Genomic DNA, 23192 nt, shown 5'->3' with positions numbered 1-23192 from the left:
GAAGATCAGAAGATGTGGCGGATGCCGAAGTCGTAGCCCGTGGCGCTGCGCGGGCGCCAGCCGCTGGCGGTCATGTAGCCCGGATAGGGCGCGTCGCTGGCGCTCGTCACGGCGCCGATCGCCTTGTCGTTCTGGCCGTCCCGGATGCGAACGCGAGCGAACGTGGCGTACAGCGCCGTGCGGCGGGACAGGTGGTGCACGTAGCCCAGCGCCCATTGGCTGGCGCTGGCGCCTTGCGCGGTGTCTCCCGGCAGGCCGGTGGCGCCGGGCTTGTAGCTGACGCGACCGAACGACGCGCGGACGAGTCCGGGGCCCACGGGCACCGTGGCGCCCACCAAATAGCCGTTGTATTTGTCGGTGCGATCCTGCATCCAGGGCTGTGCCTGCGCGCGCCGGTGCCGCAGCTGCGACAGTTCGCCCAGCAGCTTGACGGGGCCGAAGTCGTAGGTGGCGCTCAGGCTTACGGTCTTCAGCCGGTCCTCGCCGCCGGCGTCGACGGGCGGCTTGGCCGCCGAACCCGAGGGCAGGCGGTCCTTGTTGTCTTCACCGAACGCCAGCGCCACGTTGAGCGGTCCCTTGGCGTAGCCGAAGCGCCCGCCCAGGTAGCGCCCACGCGCGTTCGTCGGCGTCACGTCCGGGCTGTAGCGGACGTTCTCGGGCAAGGCGTACTGGAGCTGCCCGTGGAAGCCGCCGAGGTCTGGCGGCAGGAAGTAGCCGATGCTGTTGCTGGCGCGCGCGTAGTTGTCGCCGGCCGCCACGCCGGCCGGTGCGCCGCCCAGGAGCGTGGACGAGGCGCTGTTGACGCGCGCGATCACCGACAGGCCCGCGCCCTGCACGGCGAAGGGGTCGGCCAGCGAGTCGTTGCGAAAGATCGGCGTGTAGTCGCGGCCCAGCCGCAGCTCGCCGAAGCCACCCGACAGGCTCAGCGTCGAACGCTTGGCGAACGAGGCCAGGCCCGTCTTGCCGTCGTCGTTGCTGATGTTCGACTCCAGCCAGAAGCTCGCCGCCAGGCCGCCGCCCAGGTCTTCCGTGCCCCGAAAACCCAGGCTGCTGCCGCGGTAGCCGCCGCGCGACAGCGTGGTCTGGCGCTGCGTCACCCGCGGCACGGCCGCGGCGAGCAGGGTGGCGGCAGGGCGCCGCGGATCGAACGCCGGGCGGTACTCGCTGACGGTCTCGAAATGGCTGACGCCCGCGTCCATGACGCCGAACAGCGTCACCGAGGACTGCGCCGAGGCCGCGCCGGCCAGCGCCAGCAGGGCCAGGCCGAGCGGGCGCCGCTTCATGCGAAGAACGCGCGAGCTGAAGCAGAGGGCGCCGGCATCGGTGCCCTCGAAGGAAGGAAAGTTCAAGGGGAGGTCTCCTGTGCGCCACTTCTGTGTCGAGTGGACTGGCGCGACTATCGGACGGCAGGGCGCCCGGGAGGAAATACCGTTTGCTGATGCGACCCCATCGCTATTTCTGATGGTCGGGCGCAAGGCCGCATGCCGCGTGATGGCCGTGGCCACATTGATGCGCCGGATTCATATATCTATCCGATAAATCCATTTCCCTTTTCAATGCCCAGCGTGTCCAATCCTGCGGCCACGTCGGACAAGGCGCGCTCCCGACACACCACCTCGGACACAATGAATTCCATGAAACGAACCACCCGCGCCGCGCTTGCCGCGGCTGCGCTGGTGCTGGCCGCGGTGCCCGCACTGGCCCAGAACTACCCGAACCGGCCCATCCGCCTGATCGTGCCGTTCCCGGCGGCCGGCGCCACCGACCTCTTTGCCCGCACGCTGGGCCAGAAGATGGGCGAGAAGCTCGGCGCCACGCTGGTGGTCGACAACAAGCCCGGCGCGGGCGGTGCGATCGGTTCCGACCTCGCTGCCAAGGCGCCGCCCGACGGCTACACGCTGCTGCTCGCGACCACGAGCACGCACGCCATCGGCCCGGCCATCACGCCCAAGCTGCCCTACGACACGGTGCGCGACTTCACGCCCATCGCCCACGTCGGCGATGCGCCGAGCATCATGCTGGTGCCGGTCAATACGCCCGCCAAGACGGTGCGCGAATGGATCGACAACGCGAAGAAGAACCCCGGCAAGCTCAACTACGCATCGAGCGGCAACGGCACCATCGTGCAGCTCACGGCGGAGCTGTTCAAGGCGCAGGCCGGCGTGTTCGTCACGCACATTCCCTACCGCGGCACGGCGCTGGCGGTGCCCGACCTCATCAGCGGCAAGGTCGACGTGCTGTTCGACTCGCTGCCCACCGGCATGCCGCACGTGCGCGACGGCCGCCTGCGCGCGCTGGGCGTGACCTCGCTCAAGCGCAGCCCGCTCGCGCCCGAGCTGCCGCCCATCGCCGACACGCTGCCCGGCTTCGAGTCGACCACCTGGTTCGGCTTCTACGGCCCGAAGGGCCTGCCGGCCGACATCGTGGCGCGCGTGAACAAGGCCGCCAACGAGGCGCTGGCCGATCCGGAGCTGAAGGACAAGCTCGCCCGCCTGGGCATCGAGCCGGCGAACGCGGGCACGCCCGAGCAGTTCGCAAAGATGGTGGCGACCGACGCCGCCAAATGGAAAAAGATCGTCGTCGATCGCAAGATCACGAATGACTAACGAGAGCACGCCGACATGAACTTCGACTTCAACAACCCCTACCTCTCGACCCGCCTGCCGGTGTTTGCGCGCAACGTGGTCGCCACGTCGCACCCGCTGGCCGCGCAGGCCGGCCTGCGCATCCTGCAGCAGGGCGGCAACGCGGTCGATGCGGCCATTGCCACGGCCGCCGTGATGACGCTGGTCGAGCCCGTGAGCAACGGCCTGGGCAGCGACGCCTTCTGCATCCTGTGGGACGGCAAGGAACTGCACGGCCTGAACGCCTCGGGCCCCGCGCCGAAGGCCTGGACGCCCGAGTACTTCAAGGCCAAGTACGGCGCTGACGCCGCCACGCCGCCGATGCGCGGCATCGACTCGGTCACGGTGCCGGGCGCGGTGCGCGGCTGGGTCGCGATGAGCGAGCGTTTCGGCAAGCTGCCGTTCGCCGACCTGATGGCGCCGGCCATCGACATCGCCGAGCGCGGCTACCTCGTGCCGCCGGTGGTGCAGGGCAAGTGGGCGGCGGCCACGCCGATCCTGCAGTCGCAGCCCGGCTTCGCGCAGGCCTTCCTGCCCTGGGGCCGCGCGCCCGAGGTCGGCGAGCTGTTCCGCTTCACCGCGGCGGCCCGCGCGCTCAAGGCCATCGCCCGCACCAAGGGCGAGGCCTACTACAACGGCGAGATCGCCGAGGCCATCGCCAAGTTCTCGCAAGAACAGGGCGGCGCGCTCACCGTGGCCGACATGGCGGCCTACCAGCCTGAATGGGTCAAGCCGATTTCGCGCGACTACCGCGGCCACACGCTGCACGAGATCCCGCCGAACGGCCAGGGCATCGCGGCGCTGATCGCGCTGGGCATCCTCGAGAAGTTCGACATCGCCTCGCTGCCGGTCGACTCCGTGCAGTCGCAGCACCTGCAGATCGAGGCCATGAAGCTGGCCTTCGCCGACGTGTACCGCTACGTGTCGGAGCCATCGTCGATGACGGTGACCCCCGCGCAAATGCTCGATGACGCCTACTTGGCTTCGCGTGCGAGACTCATCGACGTGAACAAGGCGCAGGACTTCAAGGCCGGCAACCCCGTCAAGGGCGGCACCATCTACCTCACGGCCGCGGACGAGAGCGGCATGATGGTGAGCTTCATCCAGAGCAACTACATGGGCTTCGGCTCGGGCTGCGTGGAGCCCGAGTTCGGCATCAGCCTGCAGAACCGCGGCCACGGCTTCAGCCTCAAGGCCGAGAGCCCGAACGTGGTGGCGCCGGGCAAGCGCCCGTTCCACACCATCATCCCGGCCTTCCTCACCAAGGACGGCCAGCCGGTGATGAGCTTCGGCGTGATGGGCGGCAACATGCAGCCGCAAGGCCACATGCAGACGCTGGTGCGCATGCTCGACTACGGCCAGAACCCGCAGGCCGCGTGCGATGCGCCGCGCTGGCGCTTCAACGCGGGGCTCGAGATCAACGTCGAGGCCGCGATGAATGCCAACACCTTGCAAGGGCTGCGCGACCTGGGCCACCACCTCGAGGTGATCAACGACTCCTACCAGGACTTCGGTGCCGGCCAGTTCATCTGGCGCGCGGGCGAGCCTTCGGTCGAAGGCTACGTCGCCGCGAGCGACCCGCGCCGCGACGGCCTCGCAGCAGGCTACTGAGGATCAAGGGATGATCGGGGGATGAACAAAGCAGCCGCATCGGCCGGCATTCCCCCGCACGGACACGAGGCCGCCCGCAAGGGCTACGCCACCGGCCTCGTCCTTGCCACGCTGGGCGCCATCGCGTTCAGCGGCAAGGCCATCATCGTCAAGCTGGCGTACCGCTACGGCGTCGACGCCATCACGCTCATCATGCTGCGCATGCTCTTCGCGCTGCCGCTGTTCGCGCTGATGGCGTGGTGGGCCGGGCGCGGCAAGCCCGCGCTCACGACGCGCGACTGGCTCGGCATCCTCGGGCTCGGTTTCTCGGGCTACTACCTCGCGAGCTTTCTCGACTTTGCCGGGCTGGCCTACATCTCGGCCAGCTTCGAGCGGCTGATTCTTTACCTCAACCCCACGCTGGTGCTGTTCTTCGGCTGGCTGCTGTACCGGCGCCGCCCGACGCGCCCGCAGGTGTTCGGCATGGTCGTGAGCTACGCCGGCGTGCTGCTGGTGTTCGGCCACGAGCTGTGGACCGGCGGCGACGGCAAGGGCGGCGGCGCGGCGGCATGGGGCGCGTTCCTCGTGTTCCTGAGCGCGGTGAGCTATGCGGGCTACCTCGTGTACAGCGGCGAGTTCGTCAAGCGGCTGGGCTCGCTGCGGCTCGTGGGGCTGGCGACCACCGTGGCCTGCGTGCTGTGCATCCTGCAGTTCGTGCTCACGCGGCCGATGAGCGCGGCGATGGCGGTGGCGCCCGAGGTGATCTGGCTGTCGGTGCTCAACGCCACGCTGTGCACGGCGGTGCCTGTCCTCATGGTGATGATGGCCATCGAGCGCATCGGGCCCGCCATTGCGGCACAAACCGGCATGATCGGGCCCCTGTCGACCATCCTCATGGGGGTGGTCATACTGGGTGAGCCGTTCACCGCGTGGATCGCGGCCGGCACGGTGCTCGTCATCGCGGGCATCTTCGTTTTCACACGCAAGGGGCGGTAGCCGTCCTTGCAGCATCGATCGATCGATCGACTGGAGCAAACACATGGATCTGGGCATTGCAGGCAGGACCGCACTGGTGTGCGGCGCGAGCAAGGGGTTGGGCTACGGCTGCGCCGAGGCGCTGGTGCGCGAGGGCGTCAACGTGGTGATCGTGGCGCGCGGCGCCGAGGCGCTTGACGCCGCTGCGAAGCAGCTGGTGGCGGTGGCCGGCCCGTCGGGTCCGTTCGTCAAGCACGTGGCGGCCGACATCACCACCGAAGCCGGCCGCGCGGCCGTGTTCGCGCTGGGCCACGACTTCGACATCGTCGTCACCAACGCCGGCGGCCCGCCGCCCGGCGACTTCCGCAACTGGGACCGCGAGGCGTGGATCAAGGCGGTCGACGCCAACATGCTCACGCCCATCGAGCTCATCAAGGCCACGGTGGACGGCATGGCGAAACGCGGCTTCGGTCGCATCGTCAACATCACGTCGAGCTCGGTGAAGTCGCCGATCGACATCCTGGGCCTGTCGAACGGCGCGCGCAGTGGCCTCACGGGCTTCGTGGCCGGCGTGGCGCGCACGTCGGTGGCGGCGCAGGGCGTGACCATCAACAACCTGCTGCCGGGCTCCTTCGAGACCGACCGCCTCAAGGGCACGATGGCCGGCGCGGCGCAGAAGTCGGGCCAGGATTTCGACACCGTGTGGGAAGCGCGCAAGAAGAACATTCCGGCCAAGCGCTTCGGCAACCCGGCCGAGTTCGGTGCGATCTGCGCGTTCCTGTGCAGCATGCAGGCGGGCTACATGACCGGGCAGAACGTGCTGGCAGACGGCGGCGCCTACCCGGGCACTTACTGACCGACGCCGCGGCGCGCGTTCAGCGCCGCGACGACACCACGATCCCGCCGACGATCAGCACGAAGGCGGCGCCGTGGTACCAGTACGGCGCCTCGCCGAGGAAGGCCGCCGACAGCACGGCCGCGAACAGCGGCGTGAGGTTCATGAAGATGCTCGCCGCCTGCGGGCCCGCGCGTTGCACGCCGGTGCCCCAGCAGCGGTAGGCCAGCACGGCGGGGCCGATGCCGATGAACAGCATCGCGCTCACGAGCGGCCAGCCCAGGTCGATGTGGGCGTCGGTCAGCGTCCATTCGCCGGCGGCCAGCACGCCCGACCACGCGACACCGAACACCAGCTGCGCCATCAGGAAGGCGGCCCAGTCGCTGCGCACATTGACGGGCTCGTGCGTGCGCGCCAGCAGCCAGCTGTAGAAGGCCCAGGCGATGGTGCCTGCGATCATGTACAGGTCGCCCGGCACCAGCCGCAGCGCCAGCAGCTGCTGCCACTCGCCGCGGCTCAGCACCAGCAGCACGCCCAGCATCGACAGCAGCGCGCCGCCCAGCGCGCGCCGGCTGACGCGCGCGCCGAAGCACAGCGTGCCCACGGCCAGCATCCACAGCGGCAGGCTGGAGCCCACCAGCGTGACGTTGATCGGCGTGGAGGTCTGCAGCGCCAGGTACTGGAAGGCGTTGTACAGGCCGATGCCCAGCAAGCCCAGCAGCGCATGACGCCGCCAGTGCGCCCACAGCGGGCTGTCGCGGCGCAGCACCCAGGCCGCCAGCGGCAGCAGCAGCGCGAACGCGATCACCCAGCGCACGAAGTTCAGCGTCAGCGGCGACACCAGCGCGCGCACCAGCCGGCCGACCACCGCATTGCCGGCCCACAGCAGCGGCGGCACGGTGAGTAGAAGGGCGGTGAGGGGCGTGAGGCGGTGGTGCGATGCGGACGACATGACCGCCGACTCTACCGGGCCCGCACGGAGACCGTGCCGCGTCGAGAAATGGTCAAACGTGGCACGATGCCCGTCCCATTCTTTTTTCCCCTGCGTGGAGACAGCAACGATGTTGAGCAAAGCCGTCCGTATCGACCGCCACGGCGGTCCCGAGGAACTGAAGGTCGTCGAGGTCGAGGTGGGCGAGCCCGGCCCCGGCGAGATCCGCATCCGCCACAAGGCCGTGGGCCTGAACTTCATCGACACCTACCAGCGCACCGGCCTGTACCCGTTCCAGATGCCGCTGCAACTGGGCATGGAAGCCTCGGGCATCGTCGAGGCAGTGGGCGAGGGCGTGACGCACCTGAAGGTGGGCGACCGCGCCGCCTACGCGAGCCAGCCGCCCGGCGCGTATTGCGAACTGCGCGTGATGCCCGCCAAGTGCGTGTGCAAACTGCCCGACGACATCTCCTTCGAGACCGGCGCGGCCATGATGCTCAAGGGCCTCACGGCCCAGTACCTGCTGAAGAAGACGCTGCCGGCCGAAGGGCTGCAGCCCGGCGACTTCGTGCTGTTCCATGCGGCGGCCGGCGGTGTCGGCCTCATCGCCTGCCAGTGGGCCAAGGCGCTCGGCCTGCAGCTCATCGGCACGACCGGCAGCGATGCCAAGTGCCAGCTCGCGCTGGCGCACGGCGCGGCGCACGCCATCAACTACAGCACCGAGAACTTCGCGGCGCGCGTGAAGGAGATCACCGGCGGCCAGGGCGTGAAGGTGGTGTACGACTCGGTGGGCAAGGACACCTTCGAAGGCTCCGTCGACAGCCTGCGCCCCTTCGGCCTGCTGGCGATCTTCGGCAACGGCTCGGGCCCGGTGCCGCCGGTCAACCTCGGCCTGCTGGCCTCGAAGGGCTCGCTCTACGTGACGCGCCCGACGCTGTTCACGCACATCGCCACGCGCGAGCGCACGCAGGCCATGGCCGACGACCTGTTCGCGGTGGTGCAAAGCGGCGCGGTGAAGATCCCGATCGACCAGCGCTACGCCCTGGCCGACGTGCAGCAGGCGCACCGCGACCTCGAGGCGCGCAAGACCACGGGCTGCACCATCCTCACGCTCTGAGTCCGGGCGGGTGGCCGGCGGGTGATGTCCTACGCGCGGTGGGGTGTCACACCTTCGACTTGTGGCGGGCGCAATTTGTAGCCTGCACTTGTCCCTTTGCAGAGCCCGCCATGACCACCGTCCGCGCCTTCATCGTCGAAGACAACCCCGCCCAGCGCGCCAGCTTGGCGGGCACGCTGCGCGAGATGGCGCGCATCGATCCGGTCGGCCAGGCCGAATCGGAGGCCGAGGGCACGCGCTGGCTCACGCGCAACCCGGCGCTGTGGGACCTGGCCATCGTCGACCTGTTCCTGGGCGACGGCACCGGCTACAGCGTGCTCGAGGCCTGCCGCAACCGCGACCCGAGGCAGAAGATGGTGGTGCTGAGCAACCACGCCACGCCCGAGACGCGCCGCAAGTGCGCGCAGCTCGGCGCCGACGCGGTGTTCGACAAGGCCACCGAGGTCGAGGAGCTGATCGACTTCTGTGTGCGCCAGCGGCAGGAGCGCTTCTTCAGCGCGCCTTCGTCGGCGGGGCCGCTGTCGCCTCACTGAGCGCCGCCGTCTCGCGCACCATGCGCCAGACCCGCTGCGCCAGCGGCGACAGCTCGCGGTTGCGGCGCCGGATCAGCATGATCGCGCGCTGCACGTTGGGCACCAGCGGGCGCACCACCAGCCGCGCCAGCCCCTCGGGCGGCAACGACAGGCCCGGCATCACGCTGATGCCGATGCCGGCCTCGACCATGCGGAACACGGTGGTCGCATGGCCCAGCTGCTGCTTCACGTCGCAGCGCGCGCCGTGCCGCTCCAGCGCCTGGTCGATGAGGCGCCGGCTGCCCGAGGCGTGGTCGAGCAGCACCAGCGGCTGACCGTCGAGCGCCGACCAGTTCACCGAAGCCTTCTTTTCCGTCAGCCGGTGGCCGGGCAGCGTGACCACCATGAAGGGGTCGTTGAGGATCGACTCGCAGTGCAGGTCGTCGGCCTCGGAGGGCTCGATCACCACGCCGAAGTCGACCTCGCCGCTGCGCACGCTGTCCAGCACGTCCTGCTGGATGCGGTCGAGCAGCAAAAACTGGATGCCCGGGGCCTGCACCGCGCAGGCCGCGATGCAGTCGGGCATGAGGTTGGCCGAGAGCGTGGGGCTGCTGGCCACGCGCACCTTGCCGCCGCGCGCGCTGGCCAGGCCGGCCACGTCCTGCAGGGTCTGGTCGAGTTCGTCGAGCACGCGGTCGAGCCGGGCCGCGAACGAGTGGCCGGCTTCGGTCAGCACCACCTCGCGCGTGGTGCGGTCCAGCAGCTTGAGGCCGAGCTGGGCTTCGAGCTCCGAGATCGAGCGGCTCACCGCCGGCTGGCTCAGGCCCACCTGGTCGCCGGCGCGGCTGAAGTTGCGACCCTCGGCCACCGAGCGGAAGACGCGGAGTTGGCGCAGCGTGACGTTCATGCGCTCAAATCATATATCTATCCGATAAATCCATTTCTCTTTTGAATGGCCGGAAGGTCCAATGCGGGGCATGGCACGTTCACGCTTTCTTCCTGACAACTTCACGCTCACGCTCGTCGTGGTCGTCACCCTGGCCAGCCTGCTGCCCGCCAGCGGCCGCGTGGCCCATTTCTTCGAGGGCCTGACCACGGTCGCGATCGGGCTGCTGTTCTTCCTGCACGGCGCCAAGCTGTCGCGCGAGGCGATCCTTGCGGGCATCACGCATTGGCGGCTGCACCTGCTGGTGTTCGCCTGCACCTTCATCCTGTTCCCGGTGCTGGGGCTCGCGCTGCGGCCTGTGCTGGGGCCGCTGGTGACGCCGCAGCTGTACACGGGCGTGCTGTTCCTGTGCGTGCTGCCGGCCACGGTGCAGTCGGCCATCGCCTTCACGGCTATGGCGCGCGGCAACATGCCGGCCGCCATCTGCAGCGCTTCGGCTTCGACCTTGCTGGGCGTGTTCATCACGCCGGTGCTGGTGAGCCTGGTGGTGCTGCCTGAAGGCGGCGCGGTGGCGTCGTCGTCGTCGCTCGACGCGATCGGGCGCATCCTGCTGCAGTTGCTGGTGCCGTTCGTCATCGGCCACCTGTCGCGCCCGTTGATCGGCAAGTGGATCCAGAAGCGCGCGGCGGTGCTGAAGTTCGTGGACCAGGGCTCGATCCTGCTGGTGGTCTACACGGCCTTCAGCGCGGCCGTGATCGAAGGGCTCTGGAAGCAGATTCCCGTGAGCGCACTGCTGGGCCTGCTGCTGGTGTGCGGCGTGCTGCTGGCGCTGGCGCTGGGGCTCACGACCTTCATGGCGCGGCGCTTCGGCTTCAGCGTCGAGGACGAGATCACCATCGTCTTCTGCGGCTCCAAGAAGAGCCTGGCGAGCGGGATTCCGATGGCCAAGGTGCTGTTCGCCTCGCACGCCGTCGGCGCGATCGTGCTGCCGCTGATGCTGTTCCACCAGATGCAGCTGATGGTGTGCGCGGTGCTGGCGCAGCGCTACGCGCGCCGCGCGGCGCCAGCCCCGGCGCCTGCGCTTCGCACGGCCGAGTAGCCTGCCCGGCGCCGAGCGTTCACGCACCGGCCGGCGCGTGAACGCAAAACAACACCCGCGAGGGGAGGGCTGGCGTCCACCAGATTCCTCCAATTTTGAACAGGACCATCCGGTCAGCGGCTCGATGAAGAGCAGCTGAAAACCCCGGAGAAACCTGAATGAAGAAATCCCTCACGGCACTCGCCGCGCTGGCCGTCACCGGCCTGGCCTCTGCCCAATCGTCGGTCACCCTGTTCGGCGTCATCGATGCCGGCGTGAGCTACCAGAGCGCCACGTCGCGCAACCCCGTCACGGGCACCACCAGCAAGCAGAGCCAATGGAGCCTGGCCAACTCGGGCTACAACTCCAGCCGCATCGGCTTTCGCGGCACGGAAGACCTGGGCGGCGGGCTCGCCGCCAGCTTCTGGCTCGAGGCGCCGATCAGCAACGACGACGGCGCCACCGGCATCGCCAACTTCAACCGCCGTTCCACCGTCAGCCTGTCGGGCGGCTTCGGCGAAGTGCGGCTGGGCCGCGACTACACGGCCACGTTCTGGAACGACACGGTGTTCGACCCGTTCGGCACCAACGGCTCGGGCTCGAGCGTGATCAACACGGTCAGCGGCAGCACCGCGCTGGGCAACACGAACTACGTGCGCGCCAGCAACATGGTCGGCTACTTCCTGCCGCCCAACCTCGGCGGCTTCTACGGCCAGCTGCAGTACAGCCTGAACGAGAACACGAAGACCAGCGCCACCGACACCACGGCCGCCACCAGCAGCAGCGCCGGGCGCTATGTCGGCGGGCGTTTCGGCTATGCGAACGGGCCGCTGGACATCGCGCTGGCGGTGGGCCAGAACGTGGCGGTCGACACCACCACGCTCACGCGCAAGGTGCAGACCATCAACCTCGGCGCGTCGTACGACTTCGGCCCGGTCAAGCTGTTCGGCGAGCTGTCGAACGTGAAGAACAAGTTCGACCTCGCGGCACTCGGCAACAGCCATGACAGCTACAACGGCTACCTGATCGGCGCGAGCATGCCGGTGGGCGCGGGCCTGATCCGCGCGTCGTACTCGACGGTGCGCTACAACGAAGGCGCGGTCGGCGTCACGGGCGACGACCCGCGTGCGAACAAGCTCGCGATCGGCTACGTGCACAACCTGTCCAAGCGCACCGCGCTGTACGCCACCGTGGCGCGCGTGAGCAACCGCAACGACGCGAACTACACGGGTGCCCTCACGGCCGCGAGCACCACGGGCTACGGCAGCACGGGCGTGGGCTACACGGGCCTGCCGCGTTCGTCGACGGGCTACGACTTCGGCATTCGCCACGCGTTCTGATCGGCCTGTCTTCGCATGCGTCGGCGCTGCCGGCGCATGCGAACGGTCCCCTGCCGTCGAACACGCAACGCATCGATCCACATGATCCGAATTCACCACCTCGCAGGCGTGCTGGCAGCGCTCGGCCTGTCGGGCTGCATCGTGCTGCCGCCACCTCTTTTTCCGCCAGGGCCACCGCCGGGGTTTCGCGGCGAAGGGCCACCGCCTCCGTCACGCTGCGAGGCCCCGAGCGGCTGCGCGCGGCCGGCCTTTCCCGAAATGCGCTGAGGACTGTCGACCATGTACGGCAGTCAGCTCGGCCTGATCATTGCCACGCTCATCGGCCTTGGGCTGGCTGGCGTGCTCGCGCTGATGGGCGCGCTGTTTGTCGCCAACGCCCGCGCGGCCGTGCACGCCCGTGGCCTCGCGCAGCAGGCCCGCACGCAGCAGCGCCAGCAACTGGCCGACAGCCGCGTGCAGGACCTGCGGCCGTTGCTCGGCGCCGAGCCCGGCGACGCAACGGCGCTGCGCCTCGCGGTGGACCTGCCCGCGGAAGCGGTGCCGGTCTTCGGCATTCCGTCGGAGTTGCGCGAGCTGCTGGCCAAGGTGGCCGCGCATGCCGCGCTTGTGATGGCGGCGGGCGCGACGCTGCAGGTGCGCGCGCGCATCGAAGGCACGCAGGCCGTCATTCACTGGCGCGACCTCGACGCCGACAGCGAGCGGCCGCCGCTGGCGCGCTTCTTCGACGCGCTCGACGCCGCCTCGCTGGCCAGTGCGCGCATCTGCGAGCGCATCGCGGGGCGTCACGGCGGGCGCATCTATTCCGCGCCGGACGATGGCGGCGTGCTCGGGCTGACGCTGCGCCTGCCGCTGCACGCGCCGGCGGTGGCCGCTGGATCAGTCGACTGAGGTGCGCGTCGGCCCCGACGCGGCCGGTACGCCCGACAGCTCAAGCGCTTCGAGCGCCTCGTACTCCACCGCCAGGAAGTCCACCAGCTTGCGCACCGACGGCAGCAGGCCGCGGCGCGAGGGGAACACCGCGTGCACGATGCCGCTGCGCGGCGCCCATTGCGGCAGCGCGTCGACCAGGCGGCCGGCCTGCAGGTCGTCGCGCACCATCATCGTCGGCATCTTGGCCACGCCCACGCCCTGCAGTGCGGCATGCCGCAGCGCGGCCATGTCGTCGGTCACCAGGCGGGGCTGGTGGCGCACCTCGGCGCTCGCGCCGTCGGGGCCTTCGAGCGACCAGGTGTGGTGCGGCTGGGCCGGGCCGAGGTCCAGGCTGGGCAGCAGGCCGATGTCGGCGGGGCTGGCCGGCGCCGTCAGGCCTTCGAGCAGGCGCGGATGGGCCACCAGCCGCTGCGTGCTGTGGCCCAGCACCTTCATCACCAGGTCGGTGTCTTCGAGGGGCGGAAAGCGCACGCGCAGCGCGAGGTCGAAGCCCTCGCGGATCACGTCGACGCGGCGGTTGGTGCTCTCAAGCTGCACGGTCACGCGCGGGCACTCGGTCATGAAGCGGGCGAGCATCTCGGCCACCTGGTAGTACACCAGCGCCGGCGGGCACGACAGCCGCACCAGCCCCTGCGGCTGGGCCTGCAGGCGGTCGATGGCCTCCTGGGCGGCATCGGCCTCGACCAGCATGGCCACGCAGTGCTCGTAGTACTGGCGGCCGATGTCGGTGACGCTGAAGCGGCGCGTGGAACGCTGGATCAGGCGCACGCCCAGCCGCTCCTCGAGCAGCGCGATGCGCCGGCTCAGGCTCGACTTGGGCACGCTGAGCGCGCGGCCGGCCGGGGCAAAACCGCCGTGGTCCACCACCTGGGCGTAGTAGTAGAGATCGTTCAGGTCGCGCATGGCTGGGGGCCCTCCGTGCCGTTGATCGTTCGCCAGATGGAACGATGAGGGCGAATTCTGGCATCTACTCAAAGCATCGTTGCGGCCCCATCCTTGATCCATGGCTTTCCCGTTCCGGGCGAGCCGCCAGATGGAAAGGAACACAGACCATGAAGAAGATCCTCGGCACCTACAGCGCACCGCGCCCGCACTGGGTGGGCGACGGTTTTCCCGTGCGCTCGCTGTTCAGCTACGACACGCTGGGCCGCCACGCCAGCCCCTTCCTGCTGCTGGACTACGCCGGCCCGGCCCCCTTCACCCCGACCGCGCAGCCGCGCGGCGTGGGCCAGCACCCGCACCGCGGCTTCGAGACCGTGACCATCGTCTACAAGGGCGAGGTGTCGCACCGCGACTCGACGGGTCAGGGCGGCACCATCGGCCCCGGCGACGTGCAGTGGATGACCGCCGGCGCGGGCATCCTGCACGAGGAGTTCCATTCCGAAGCGTTCACGCGCGACGGCGGCGAGCTCGAGATGGTGCAGCTGTGGGTCAACCTGCCCGCCAAGGACAAGATGGCCGCGCCCGGCTACCAGGCCATCGTCGATGCGCAGATTCCGTCGGTGCCGCTGCCCGAAGGCGCGGGCAGCGTGCGCGTGATCGCGGGCGACTACCTCGGCCACAAGGGACCGGCCCACACCTTCACGCCGATCGACGTGTGGGATCTGCGCCTGAACCAGGGCGCGCAGGTGACGCTGCCGGTGCCCGAAGGCCACACGGCCGCGGTGGTGGTGCTGCGCGGCACGGTGCTGGTGAACGGCGAGACGGTCGTGCGCGACGCGCAGATGGTGCTGCTCGACCGCGCGGGCGACGCGCTCACGATCGATGCCAACAACGACGCGGTGGTGCTGCTGCTCAGCGGCGAGCCGATCGACGAACCCATCGTCGGCCACGGCCCGTTCGTGATGAACACGCGCGACGAGATCGTGCAGGCGATGAAGGACTTCGGCAGCGGGAAGTTCGGGCAGATGCCGGAGGCCGTGGCGCATTGAGCGGGCGCCGCGTTCGCCGCCGCCCTGGTTGAAGAATCAGGCGGCGGTGAGCATGCCGCGCGTTTCGATGAAGGCGACCACCTCGGCGACGCCGGTCAGCGTCTTGAGGTTGGTCATCACGTAGGGGCGTTGGCGGCGCATGCGCTGGGTGTCCTGTTCCATCACGTCGAGGTTCGCGCCCACGTAGGGCGCGAGGTCGGTCTTGTTGATGACGAACAGGTCGCTCTTGGTGATGCCGGGGCCGCCCTTGCGCGGGATCTTCTCGCCGGCCGCCACGTCGATCACGTAGATGGTGAGGTCCGACAGCTCGGGGCTGAAGGTGGCGGCCAGGTTGTCGCCGCCCGATTCGACGAACACGATGTCGGCGTCCGGGAAGTCTTCGAGCATGCGGTCGATGGCCTCGAGGTTGATCGAGGCGTCCTCGCGGATCGCGGTGTGCGGGCAGCCGCCGGTTTCCACGCCCATGATGCGCTCGGCCGGCAGCGCGCCGGCCACGGTGAGCAGGCGCTGGTCTTCCTTGGTGTAGATGTCGTTGGTGATGGCGACGAGGTCGTACTTGTCGCGCATCGCCTTGCAGAGCATTTCGAGCAGGGTGGTCTTGCCCGAGCCGACGGGGCCGCCGATGCCCACGCGCAGCGGCGGGAGCTTCTTGGTGCGGTTCGGAATGTGGTGCAGGGCGGAGGTCATGGGCGAAAAGGTCCGGTTCGGTCAGCTTCGGAAGAGGCGGGAATATTGTGTTTCATGGCGGGCCGACAACACCGCCAGCAGGGGCGCGAAGGCCTGGCGCTCGTCGTCGCCCAGGGCCATCGCGCGCTCGACGGCCGCAGGGATCTCGTTCGCCAGCCGCGCCAGGATGCGCTGGCCCGCGCTCTGGCCCAGCGGCACGGCCTTGACGGCGGCGGCCACCATGTTCTCGGCCCAGCCGAAGGCGAAGGCCAGGCAGCCGTCCTGCACGGTGGCTTCGGTGCGGCTGGCCGCGAACGCGAAGGCCACGGGGTAGGTTGCGGGCAGGCCGGCGAAGACCTCGGCCGTGTCGGCATGGTGCAGCTTGAGCCACTCGACGAAGGAGCGGCCCATCTGCTCGGTCTGCAGGAAGAACTCGGCGGATTCGCGGGTGTGCAGCACCCAGTCGTTGAGGGTGCGGATGCGTTGTGCGTCGTTCGCGCGCCAGGCCGCGATCGCCTGGGCGGCCAGGGCGAGGTCGCCGCGCGCGAAGCTCAGGTGCAGCTGGTCGGAGAGCCACTCGGTGGCGCTGGCTTCGGAGTTGATGCCGGCCCATTCGACTGCGGCCTCGACGCCTTCGGAATACGAGAAGCCGCCGACCGGCAGGGCGGGCGAGGCTAGCCAGATGAGCTGGAGGAGGCTGTGCGGGGTTGGCATTTTTCAGCGCTGTGGTTCAGGGCGCGTGCGCAGGCCACCGGGTACTTCCCTCCGCGAATGTCCCCCGGCCTGCGGCCTCCTCCTTGCTTTCGCTGCGGGAAGCACCCAGTGTCCTGCGCACGGGAAGGCCGTCGTTCATTTCAGTGCGAGTGGCCGTGATCGTCGTCGAGCAGTTCGGGGGCGAGCACGAGGGGCTTCGGGCCGCTGCTGTGCGAGTGCCCGTGGTCGTGACTGTGGTCATGGTCATGGCTGTGGCCGCCATGCGAATGCCCTTGCGCGCCGTACGCGCCGCCTTCGGGCTCGAAGGCTTCCTCGACGGCGACGACGATCAGGTGCATCGAACGCAGCATGTCGGCCAGCACGTGGTCGGGTTCGATCTTCAGGTGGTCGGGCTTGAGCTCGATCGGCACATGCCGGTTGCCCAGGTGGTAGGCCGCGCGCGTCAGGTCGAAGGGCGTGCCGTGGGCGGTGCAGTGCGTGATGCGCAGCACGGGCTGCGGCGCTGCGATCACGCGCACCAGCGAGCCGTCTTCTGCGACCAGCACGTCGCCACCGCGCACCGCGGTGCCGCGCGGCAGGAAGATGCCGATCTGCCGGCCCTGCGAGTCGGTGGCGTCGAAACGGCTTTTCTGGCGCACGTCCCAGTCGAGTTCGATGGTGGCGGCACGCTTGAGCAGCACGGGCGCGAGACCGCGGCCCTGGGGCATGAGTTTGTTGGCGGTGAGCATGGCGGGTTGCGACTCCAGATGAGGCGGAATAATATAACGCTTGTTATAACTTTTGCTCGTGGGAGTCCGCCATGTCCGCACTCAAACTGACCCAGATCGGCAACTCGGTCGGCGTCATCCTGCCCAAGGAGGTGCTGGCCAGCATGAAGGTCGGCAAGGGCGACACGGTCTACCTCACGCAGGCCGCGGGTGGCGGCTTCACGCTCACGCCATACGACGACGCCTTCGAACGCCAGATGGAGGCGGCGCGGCGCGTCATGAAGAAGCGGCGCAACGTGCTGCGCGAACTGGCGAAATGAGCGCGGCCAACCAGGCCTGGGTCTGGCTCAGCCTGCAGTTGATCCATGCGGTGCATGAAGAGCAGCTGGCCGAGCATGGCGGGCCGGCGGGCGTGCGCGACGAGGGCCTTCTGGCCTCGGCCTTGGGCCGACCGCAGAACCGCGCGTTGTACGAATCGCCCGATGCCGCCACGCTGGCTGCCGCCTACGCCTTCGGCATTGCGCGCAACCACCCCTTCACGGACGGCAACAAGCGAACCGCTTTCGTCGCGATGGAAGTGTTCCTCGACCTCAATGGCTTCGAGTTGGTGGCGTCCGACCATGACTGCGTGCTCATCACGCTGAAGCTCGCCGAAGGCGGGCTGGACGAAGACGCGCTCGCCCAGTGGATTCGTGAGCACCTGGCGCCACGCAACGACTGAAGTGGCGCGCGCGGCGCGGGTGAGTGAAAACGCAGGCATGGGCACGGTGCAACAAGGGTTCTTCCTCCCGTAGCAAGTACCGGGCCCCGCGCGGGGCTTGCTTGCGCGCCCCATCCGCCCCAGCATCCGCGTCATGAACAGCCTGGCCTACCTGACGACCGACGTGGCGACCCCGCTGCGTTTCGACTACTGGCACGACGTCGTGTGCCGCCACTGCATTCCCGCGGCCAGCCGCGCGATGACGGCCGAGCCGTTCGAAGGGCGGCTCGACGTGCGCGAGGTGGGCGCGGTCAGCGTCAACCGCATGTCGGCGCCGATGCATCACTGGTCGCGCGACGCGCCCCACCTGCGCCGGCACCCGCTGGACGACCTGTGGCTGGCGTTCGTGCAGGAGGGCGAGGGCACCTTGGTGCAAGGCGGGCGGCAGGGGCGGCTGCGCAGCGGCGACATGCTGCTCTACGACGCCGGCCGGCCGTTCGAATGCACGCTGGACGCGCGTTCGGTCTACCTGGCGCGCATGCCGCGCCGGCTGCTGCTGCGACGCTTCGCGAAGGCCGAAGAGTTCACCGCCCGCACCATCGCCGCGGACCGTCCCGGCGCGGCGCCGCTGCACGCGATGCTGCGGGAGACGGCGAACCCGGCCTTTGCGCAGCCGCATTCCGCCGCCGCCGAACGCTTCGGCGGCGCGCTCATCGACCTGCTGGCCGTGACGCTCGAACTGCAGCAGGACATGGCTGGCGACGCCGGTGCCGAGCGCGGCCTGCATGCGCGCATGACGGCCTACATCGAGCGTCACCTGGACGATCCGGCGCTGTCGCTCGAGGCGCTGGCGCAGGCGCACCACGTCTCGGCGCGCACCGTGGCGCGGGCGTTCGCGCGCCAGGGCGCCACGGCGATGGGCGCGGTCTGGCAGGCGCGTCTCGCAGCCAGCCGCGAGGCGCTGGTGGGCGGGCGCGCGCACAGCGTGACCGACGTCGCGTTCCAGCACGGGTTTTCCGACCTGTCGCATTTCAGCCGGGTCTTCCGCAAGGCCTACGGCTGCGCGCCGCACACGCTGCTGAAGCCGCGCTGAGCGCCGCGCGCGGGGTGTCCGCCCCAGCACAAGTGCATGTCCGGAAGAGACCAGCGCGGGCCGCCGCGCGCCGATAAGGTTCGCCCGGGGTGGCAGCTTCGCCACTTGGATTCGGACCTTCTTTCTCAACCCTACACACGCGGGAGTCAGTCATGGCGGACAAGGAATTGCATCATCTCGAACTGCTGGAGGTCGGCCGGCAGATCCAGTCGCGCGAGCGCTCGTCGGAAGAAGTCACGCGCGCCATGCTCGCGCGCATCGAGGCCGTCGACGGCCGGCTGCGCAGCTACGCGACGCGCATGGACGCGCAGGCGCTCGACGAGGCGCGCCGCGCCGACACCGAAATCGCCGCCGGCCGCGCGCGCGGGCCGCTGCACGGCGTGCCGCTGGCCGTGAAGGACCTGCTGTGGACCGAGGGCGTGCCGAGCGCGCACGGCATGACGATCCACAAAGCGTTCCGCCCTACCGAGGACGCGACGGTGGTGCACCGCCTGCGCGAGGCCGGCGCGGTGATCCTGGGCAAGCTGCAGCAGACCGAAGGCGCCTTTGCCGACCACCATCCGCAGATCGCGTCGCCGGTCAACCCGTGGGACGCCACGCTGTGGCCCGGCGTGTCGTCCAGCGGCTCGGGCGTGGCCACGGCGGCGGGGCTGTGCTTCGGCGCACTGGGCACCGACACGGGCGGATCGATCCGCTTTCCGTCGGCGGCCAACGGCATCACGGGCCTGAAGCCGACATGGGGGCGGGTGAGCCGCCACGGCGCCTTCGAACTCGCCGCCTCGCTCGACCACATCGGCCCGATGACGCGCAGCGCGGCCGACGCGGGCGCGATGCTGGCGGCCATCGCCGGCGCCGACCCGCGCGACCCGACGGCCAGCACGCTGCCGGTGCCCGACTACCTGGCGACGATGACGCGCGGCCTGGCCGGCCTGCGCGTGGGCATCGACCCCGCCTGGACGCTGGACCGTGTGGACGCACCGACGCGCGCCACGCTCGCCGCCGCGATCCGCACGGTCGAATCGCTGGGCGCCTCGGTGCGCGAGGTGGTGTTTCCCGACACGACGCAGGCGGTGCTCGACTGGTCGCCGCTGTGCGCGGTCGAGACCGCCGTGGCGCACGAGGCCACGTACCCGTCGCGGCGTGACGAGTACGGCCCGGGCCTCTCGGGGCTGATCGACCTGGGCCTGTCGCAAAGCGCCACCGACTACCAGAAGCTGCTGCTGCGCCGCGCCGATTTCACCGGCCGCGTGCGCACGTTCTTCGAGCAGGTCGACCTGCTGCTGATCCCGGCCATTCCCTTCGCGGCGCCGACGCTCGAGCGCGCCGGTCAGCTCGGCGTGGACCCGGAGCTGCTGGCGGGCATGCTGCGCTACACCTGCCCGTTCGACCTCACGGGCAGCCCCACGCTCACCTTGCCGGGCGGCGCCACCGAGGCGGGCGTGCCGGTGGCCTTCCAGTTCGTGGCGCCGCACTTCGGCGAAGACCTGCTGGTGCGCGCGGGCTGGGCGTTCCAGCGGGCGACGGACTGGCACCGCCGGCATCCGGCCGTGTAAGTCACCGCAGAAGCCGCAGCGCGGCTTCGTTCAGAACAGGAAGTAGCGCTGCGCCATCGGCAGCACCTTGGCCGGCTCGCAGGTCAGCAGCTGGCCGTCGGCGCGCACGGCGTAGGTCTGCGCGTCGATCTCCATCTTCGGCGTGTAGCCGTTGTGGATCAGGTCCTGCTTGCGCACGTTGCGGATGTTCTTCACCGCGCTCAGGTGCTTGCTCAGGCCGTAGCGCTCCTTGATGCCCGCGGCCAGCCCGGCCTGCGAGACGAAGGTCAGCGAGCTCTTGGCGAGCGAGCCGCCGTAGGCGCCGAACATCGGCCGGAAGTGCACCGGCTGCGGCGTGGGGATCGATGCGCTGGGGTCACCCATCGCGGCCATCGCGATGGTGCCGCCCTTGATGATGGTGAAGGGCTTCACGCCGAAGAAGGCCGGCTTCCAGACCACGAGGTCGGCCCACTTGCCGACTTCGATCGAGCCCACCTCGTGCGCGATGCCGTGCGCGAGGGCCGGGTTGATCGTGTACTTGGCCACGTAGCGCCGCGCGCGGAAGTTGTCGTTGCGCTCGCTGTCCTCGGGCAGCGTGCCGCGCTGCTGCTTCATCTTGTGCGCGGTCTGCCAGGTGCGGATCACCACCTCGCCGACGCGGCCCATGGCCTGGCTGTCGGAGCTGAACATGCTGATCGCGCCCAGGTCGTGCAGCACGTCCTCGGCGGCGATGGTTTCCTTGCGGATGCGCGACTCGGCAAAGGCCAGGTCTTCGGCGATGCCGGCGTCCAGGTGGTGGCACACCATGAGCATGTCGACGTGCTCGTCGAGCGTGTTCACGGTGTAGGGCATTGTCGGGTTGGTCGAGGAAGGCAGGAAGTTCGCTTCGCCCACCACGCGCAGGATGTCGGGCGCATGGCCGCCGCCCGCACCCTCGGTGTGGAAGGCGCAGATGGCGCGCCCGCCCACGGCGGCGATGGTGTTCTCGACGAAGCCCGATTCGTTCAGCGTGTCGCTGTGGATCGCCACCTGCGTGTCGGTGGCGTCGGCCACGTCCAGGCAGTTGCTGATGGCCGAAGGCGTGGTGCCCCAGTCTTCGTGCAGCTTCAGGCCCATGACGCCGGCCTCGATCTGCTCGTGCAGCGCGTCGGGCAGGCTGGCGTTGCCCTTGCCGAGAAAGCCCAGGTTCATCGGGAAGGCGTCGGCCGCCTGCAGCATGCGTTCGATGTGCCAGGGGCCGGGCGTCGCGGTGGTCGCGAAGGTGCCGGTGGCCGGGCCGGTGCCGCCGCCGAGCATGGTCGTCACGCCCGAGGCCAACGCCTCCTCGATCTGCTGCGGGCAGATGAAGTGGATGTGGCTGTCGATGCCGCCCGCGGTGACGATGGTGCCTTCGCAGCTGATGATCTCGGTGCCCGGGCCGATGACGATGTCCACGCCCGGTTGCACGTCGGGGTTGCCGGCCTTGCCGATGGCGGCGATGCGGCCGTCCTTCAGGCCGATGTCGGCTTTCACGATGCCCCAGTGGTCGAGGATGAGGGCGTTGGTCATCACCGTGTCGACGGCGCCCTGTGCGCGCGTGCGCTGCGACTGCGCCATGCCGTCGCGGATCGTCTTGCCGCCGCCGAACTTCACCTCTTCGCCGTAGCCGCCGGCGCGCAGCGTGTAGTCGGCTTCGACTTCGATCAGCAGGTCGGTGTCCGCAAGACGAACCCGGTCGCCCACGGTGGGGCCGAAGATTTCTGCGTAGGCGCGTCGCCCGATGGTGGCCATGTTTTAGAGCTTTCCTTGAACCAGGCCGCGAAAGCCGTAGACGATGCGATCGCCCGAGAAGTCGACCAGCTCGACGGTGCGTTGCTGGCCCGGCTCGAAGCGCACCGCGGCGCCCGAGGCGATGTTCAGCCGCATGCCGCGCGCGGCGGCGCGGTCGAAGTCGAGGGCGCCGTTGGTCTCGGCGAAGTGGTAGTGCGAGCCGACCTGGATCGGCCGGTCGGCCGTGTTGCGCACCACCAGCGCGAGGGCGCGGCGGCCGGGGTTGAGCGTGTGCTCGCCGTCGTCGGTGAAAAGTTCGCCGGGCGTCATGGCCGCCTCAGACCGCCTGGGCCAGCAGCGTGGCGCCCAGGGCAACGACGGCGGCGCCGGCCACGCGCGGCAGCCAGGCGTTGGCATGGCGCAGCGCCCAGCCCAGCGCGATGCCGGCCGCGTGCAGCAGCAGCGTGGCGCTGACCATGCCGGCCAGCGTGAGGGCGGCGCCGTGCTCGCCCGCCAGTTCGTGGCCGTGCGCCACGCCGTGGAAGACGGCGAACAGGCCCACCACGGCCATGGCGACGCCGGCCGGCAGGTGCACGCGCGTGGCGACCAGCAGGCCCAGCACCAGCAGCGAGGCGGCGATCATCGGTTCCACCGCCGGCAGTTGCACGCCGGCCAGCCCGACCAGCGCGCCCGCGAGCAGCATGCCCGCGAAGGCCAGCGGCGCCCACAGCAGGTCGGGCCAGGCGCGGCGCGCGACCAGCGCGCTCCACAGGCCGACTGCGACCATCGCCGCGAGGTGGTCCGCACCGGTCAGCGGGTGCATGAAGCCGGTGACGAAGCCGTGGTGCACGCCGCCGTCGACGCCGGTGTGGGCGCCGGCGGCCAGCGGCAGCAGGAGAAGGGTCGCGAGCAGGGCGGAAGTCTTTGCGAAGCGCATGAAAAGGTCTTTCTTCTTGTGGCGGAGGTTCAGACGATCGGCTGGTGGACGGTCACGAGCTTGGTGCCGTCGGGAAAACTGGCCTCGACCTGGATGTCGGGAATCATCTCGGCGATGCCGTCCATCACGTCGGCGCGGGTGAGCACGCTGCGGCCCTCGCTCATCAGCTCAGCGACGCTCTTGCCGTCGCGGGCGCCTTCCATCACGGCGGCGGTGATGAGCGCGACGGCTTCGGGGTAGTTGAGCTTGAGCCCCCGCGCCTTGCGGCGCTCGGCCAGCAGCGCCGCCGTGAAGATCAGCAGCTTGTCTTTTTCGCGCGGGGTCAGTTCCATGGCGGGGGTGGGG

Annotated in this window: 25 protein-coding genes; 14 read left to right on the top strand and 11 right to left on the bottom strand. The window is 69.7% G+C overall.

From position 1 onward, the window contains the following. Nucleotides 1-5: 5 nt before the first annotated feature. Nucleotides 6-1283, bottom strand: coding sequence for a porin (locus AC57B8_RS35450; protein WP_496482269.1), 1278 nt, complete (start codon nucleotides 1281-1283; stop codon nucleotides 6-8). A 351-nt stretch (nucleotides 1284-1634) separates the two neighbouring features. Here AC57B8_RS35450 and AC57B8_RS35445 point away from each other — a divergent pair, with 351 nt between their 5' ends. The 4 genes from AC57B8_RS35445 to AC57B8_RS35430 are packed head-to-tail and all read left to right on the top strand — an operon-like array spanning nucleotide 1635 to nucleotide 6045. Continuing rightward, entirely contained in the window at nucleotides 1635-2606 is a 972-nt protein-coding gene (locus AC57B8_RS35445; RefSeq protein WP_070063639.1) for a tripartite tricarboxylate transporter substrate binding protein, read from the top strand. 15 nt (nucleotides 2607-2621) lie between these two features. Then, nucleotides 2622-4235: a gamma-glutamyltransferase family protein gene (locus tag AC57B8_RS35440; protein ID WP_159274989.1), complete on the top strand. Its 1614-nt coding sequence runs from the start codon at nucleotides 2622-2624 to the stop codon at nucleotides 4233-4235. A gap of 21 nt (nucleotides 4236-4256) precedes the next feature. Next, nucleotides 4257-5210: a DMT family transporter gene (locus AC57B8_RS35435; protein WP_496482198.1), complete on the top strand. Its 954-nt coding sequence runs from the start codon at nucleotides 4257-4259 to the stop codon at nucleotides 5208-5210. A gap of 43 nt (nucleotides 5211-5253) precedes the next feature. Beyond that, nucleotides 5254-6045 (top strand): SDR family oxidoreductase, encoded by a 792-nt coding sequence (locus AC57B8_RS35430; protein WP_062479426.1) that lies wholly within the window; start codon nucleotides 5254-5256, stop codon nucleotides 6043-6045. A 19-nt stretch (nucleotides 6046-6064) separates the two neighbouring features. On the opposite strand, the gene AC57B8_RS35425 is transcribed toward AC57B8_RS35430, so the two are convergent. Next, a complete protein-coding gene (locus AC57B8_RS35425; protein WP_496482197.1) occupies nucleotides 6065-6976 on the bottom strand; it encodes a DMT family transporter in 912 nt (303 codons plus the stop codon). Between the two features lie 109 nt (nucleotides 6977-7085). Here AC57B8_RS35425 and AC57B8_RS35420 point away from each other — a divergent pair, with 109 nt between their 5' ends. Both AC57B8_RS35420 and AC57B8_RS35415 read left to right on the top strand, forming a co-directional pair. Further along, complete coding sequence (locus tag AC57B8_RS35420) at nucleotides 7086-8072, top strand: quinone oxidoreductase family protein (RefSeq protein WP_496482196.1); 987 nt, start codon at nucleotides 7086-7088, stop codon at nucleotides 8070-8072. 110 nt (nucleotides 8073-8182) lie between these two features. Continuing rightward, nucleotides 8183-8605: a response regulator gene (locus AC57B8_RS35415; RefSeq protein ID WP_496482195.1), complete on the top strand. Its 423-nt coding sequence runs from the start codon at nucleotides 8183-8185 to the stop codon at nucleotides 8603-8605. Here the strand turns inward: AC57B8_RS35415 and AC57B8_RS35410 are convergent. Then, on the bottom strand, nucleotides 8565-9491 hold the full coding sequence (locus AC57B8_RS35410) for a LysR substrate-binding domain-containing protein (protein WP_495274952.1): 927 nt from the start codon (nucleotides 9489-9491) through the stop codon (nucleotides 8565-8567). The two genes, AC57B8_RS35415 and AC57B8_RS35410, sit on opposite strands and share 41 nt — an antisense overlap. 70 nt (nucleotides 9492-9561) lie before the next feature. Between AC57B8_RS35410 and AC57B8_RS35405 the strand changes: the two genes are divergently transcribed. The 3 genes from AC57B8_RS35405 to AC57B8_RS35395 all read left to right on the top strand — a co-directional run bounded on the left by AC57B8_RS35405 (nucleotide 9562) and on the right by AC57B8_RS35395 (nucleotide 12776). Then, nucleotides 9562-10569 (top strand): bile acid:sodium symporter family protein, encoded by a 1008-nt coding sequence (locus AC57B8_RS35405; RefSeq protein WP_496482194.1) that lies wholly within the window; start codon nucleotides 9562-9564, stop codon nucleotides 10567-10569. A gap of 158 nt (nucleotides 10570-10727) precedes the next feature. Further along, nucleotides 10728-11888 (top strand): porin, encoded by a 1161-nt coding sequence (locus tag AC57B8_RS35400; protein ID WP_496482193.1) that lies wholly within the window; start codon nucleotides 10728-10730, stop codon nucleotides 11886-11888. 279 nt (nucleotides 11889-12167) lie between these two features. Continuing rightward, complete coding sequence (locus AC57B8_RS35395) at nucleotides 12168-12776, top strand: ATP-binding protein (RefSeq protein ID WP_496482192.1); 609 nt, start codon at nucleotides 12168-12170, stop codon at nucleotides 12774-12776. Here AC57B8_RS35395 and AC57B8_RS35390 read toward each other — a convergent pair. Beyond that, complete coding sequence (locus tag AC57B8_RS35390) at nucleotides 12765-13721, bottom strand: LysR family transcriptional regulator (protein ID WP_307637084.1); 957 nt, start codon at nucleotides 13719-13721, stop codon at nucleotides 12765-12767. The genes AC57B8_RS35395 and AC57B8_RS35390 overlap by 12 nt on opposite strands. 149 nt (nucleotides 13722-13870) lie before the next feature. Between AC57B8_RS35390 and AC57B8_RS35385 the strand changes: the two genes are divergently transcribed. Beyond that, nucleotides 13871-14749: a pirin family protein gene (locus AC57B8_RS35385; protein WP_496482191.1), complete on the top strand. Its 879-nt coding sequence runs from the start codon at nucleotides 13871-13873 to the stop codon at nucleotides 14747-14749. A gap of 36 nt (nucleotides 14750-14785) precedes the next feature. Here the strand turns inward: AC57B8_RS35385 and ureG are convergent, their stop codons facing one another. The 3 genes from ureG to ureE form a co-directional block, all read right to left on the bottom strand. Further along, nucleotides 14786-15436, bottom strand: coding sequence for an urease accessory protein UreG (gene ureG / locus AC57B8_RS35380; RefSeq protein WP_095949388.1), 651 nt, complete (start codon nucleotides 15434-15436; stop codon nucleotides 14786-14788). 21 nt (nucleotides 15437-15457) lie between these two features. Beyond that, entirely contained in the window at nucleotides 15458-16129 is a 672-nt protein-coding gene (locus AC57B8_RS35375; protein ID WP_496482190.1) for an urease accessory protein UreF, read from the bottom strand. Nucleotides 16130-16269: 140 nt separating this feature from the next. Beyond that, on the bottom strand, nucleotides 16270-16857 hold the full coding sequence (gene ureE, locus AC57B8_RS35370; protein ID WP_369631650.1) for an urease accessory protein UreE: 588 nt from the start codon (nucleotides 16855-16857) through the stop codon (nucleotides 16270-16272). Nucleotides 16858-16928: 71 nt separating this feature from the next. Between ureE and AC57B8_RS35365 the strand changes: the two genes are divergently transcribed. The 4 genes from AC57B8_RS35365 to AC57B8_RS35350 all read left to right on the top strand — a co-directional run bounded on the left by AC57B8_RS35365 (nucleotide 16929) and on the right by AC57B8_RS35350 (nucleotide 20182). After that, on the top strand, nucleotides 16929-17156 hold the full coding sequence (locus tag AC57B8_RS35365) for an AbrB/MazE/SpoVT family DNA-binding domain-containing protein (RefSeq protein WP_095743901.1): 228 nt from the start codon (nucleotides 16929-16931) through the stop codon (nucleotides 17154-17156). Further along, a complete protein-coding gene (locus AC57B8_RS35360) occupies nucleotides 17153-17557 on the top strand; it encodes a type II toxin-antitoxin system death-on-curing family toxin (protein ID WP_495268759.1) in 405 nt (134 codons plus the stop codon). Before AC57B8_RS35365 ends, AC57B8_RS35360 begins: the two co-directional genes overlap by 4 nt. A 133-nt stretch (nucleotides 17558-17690) precedes the next feature. Next, complete coding sequence (locus AC57B8_RS35355; protein ID WP_493194604.1) at nucleotides 17691-18629, top strand: AraC-like ligand-binding domain-containing protein; 939 nt, start codon at nucleotides 17691-17693, stop codon at nucleotides 18627-18629. A gap of 152 nt (nucleotides 18630-18781) precedes the next feature. Next, nucleotides 18782-20182, top strand: a complete 1401-nt coding sequence (locus AC57B8_RS35350; protein WP_492685749.1) for an amidase family protein — start codon at nucleotides 18782-18784, stop codon at nucleotides 20180-20182. Nucleotides 20183-20212: 30 nt separating this feature from the next. Here AC57B8_RS35350 and ureC read toward each other — a convergent pair whose 3' ends face one another. Genes ureC through AC57B8_RS35330 form a run of 4 tightly spaced genes read right to left on the bottom strand, consistent with a single transcriptional unit; the run spans nucleotide 20213 to nucleotide 23179 of the window. Then, nucleotides 20213-21931: an urease subunit alpha gene (gene ureC / locus AC57B8_RS35345; RefSeq protein ID WP_062482937.1), complete on the bottom strand. Its 1719-nt coding sequence runs from the start codon at nucleotides 21929-21931 to the stop codon at nucleotides 20213-20215. 3 nt (nucleotides 21932-21934) lie between these two features. Next, nucleotides 21935-22240, bottom strand: a complete 306-nt coding sequence (locus AC57B8_RS35340) for an urease subunit beta (RefSeq protein WP_496482189.1) — start codon at nucleotides 22238-22240, stop codon at nucleotides 21935-21937. A gap of 7 nt (nucleotides 22241-22247) precedes the next feature. Next, a complete protein-coding gene (locus tag AC57B8_RS35335) occupies nucleotides 22248-22847 on the bottom strand; it encodes a HupE/UreJ family protein (protein WP_496482188.1) in 600 nt (199 codons plus the stop codon). 29 nt (nucleotides 22848-22876) lie between these two features. Then, complete coding sequence (locus tag AC57B8_RS35330; RefSeq protein WP_062474548.1) at nucleotides 22877-23179, bottom strand: urease subunit gamma; 303 nt, start codon at nucleotides 23177-23179, stop codon at nucleotides 22877-22879. Nucleotides 23180-23192: the final 13 nt, after the last annotated feature.

It is taken from the genome of Variovorax sp. BGA-UO-ETr-C22, from assembly GCF_059567965.1.
Note: the sequence above shows the minus strand (reverse complement) of the source record. Positions and strands in the feature narration are given on the sequence as shown.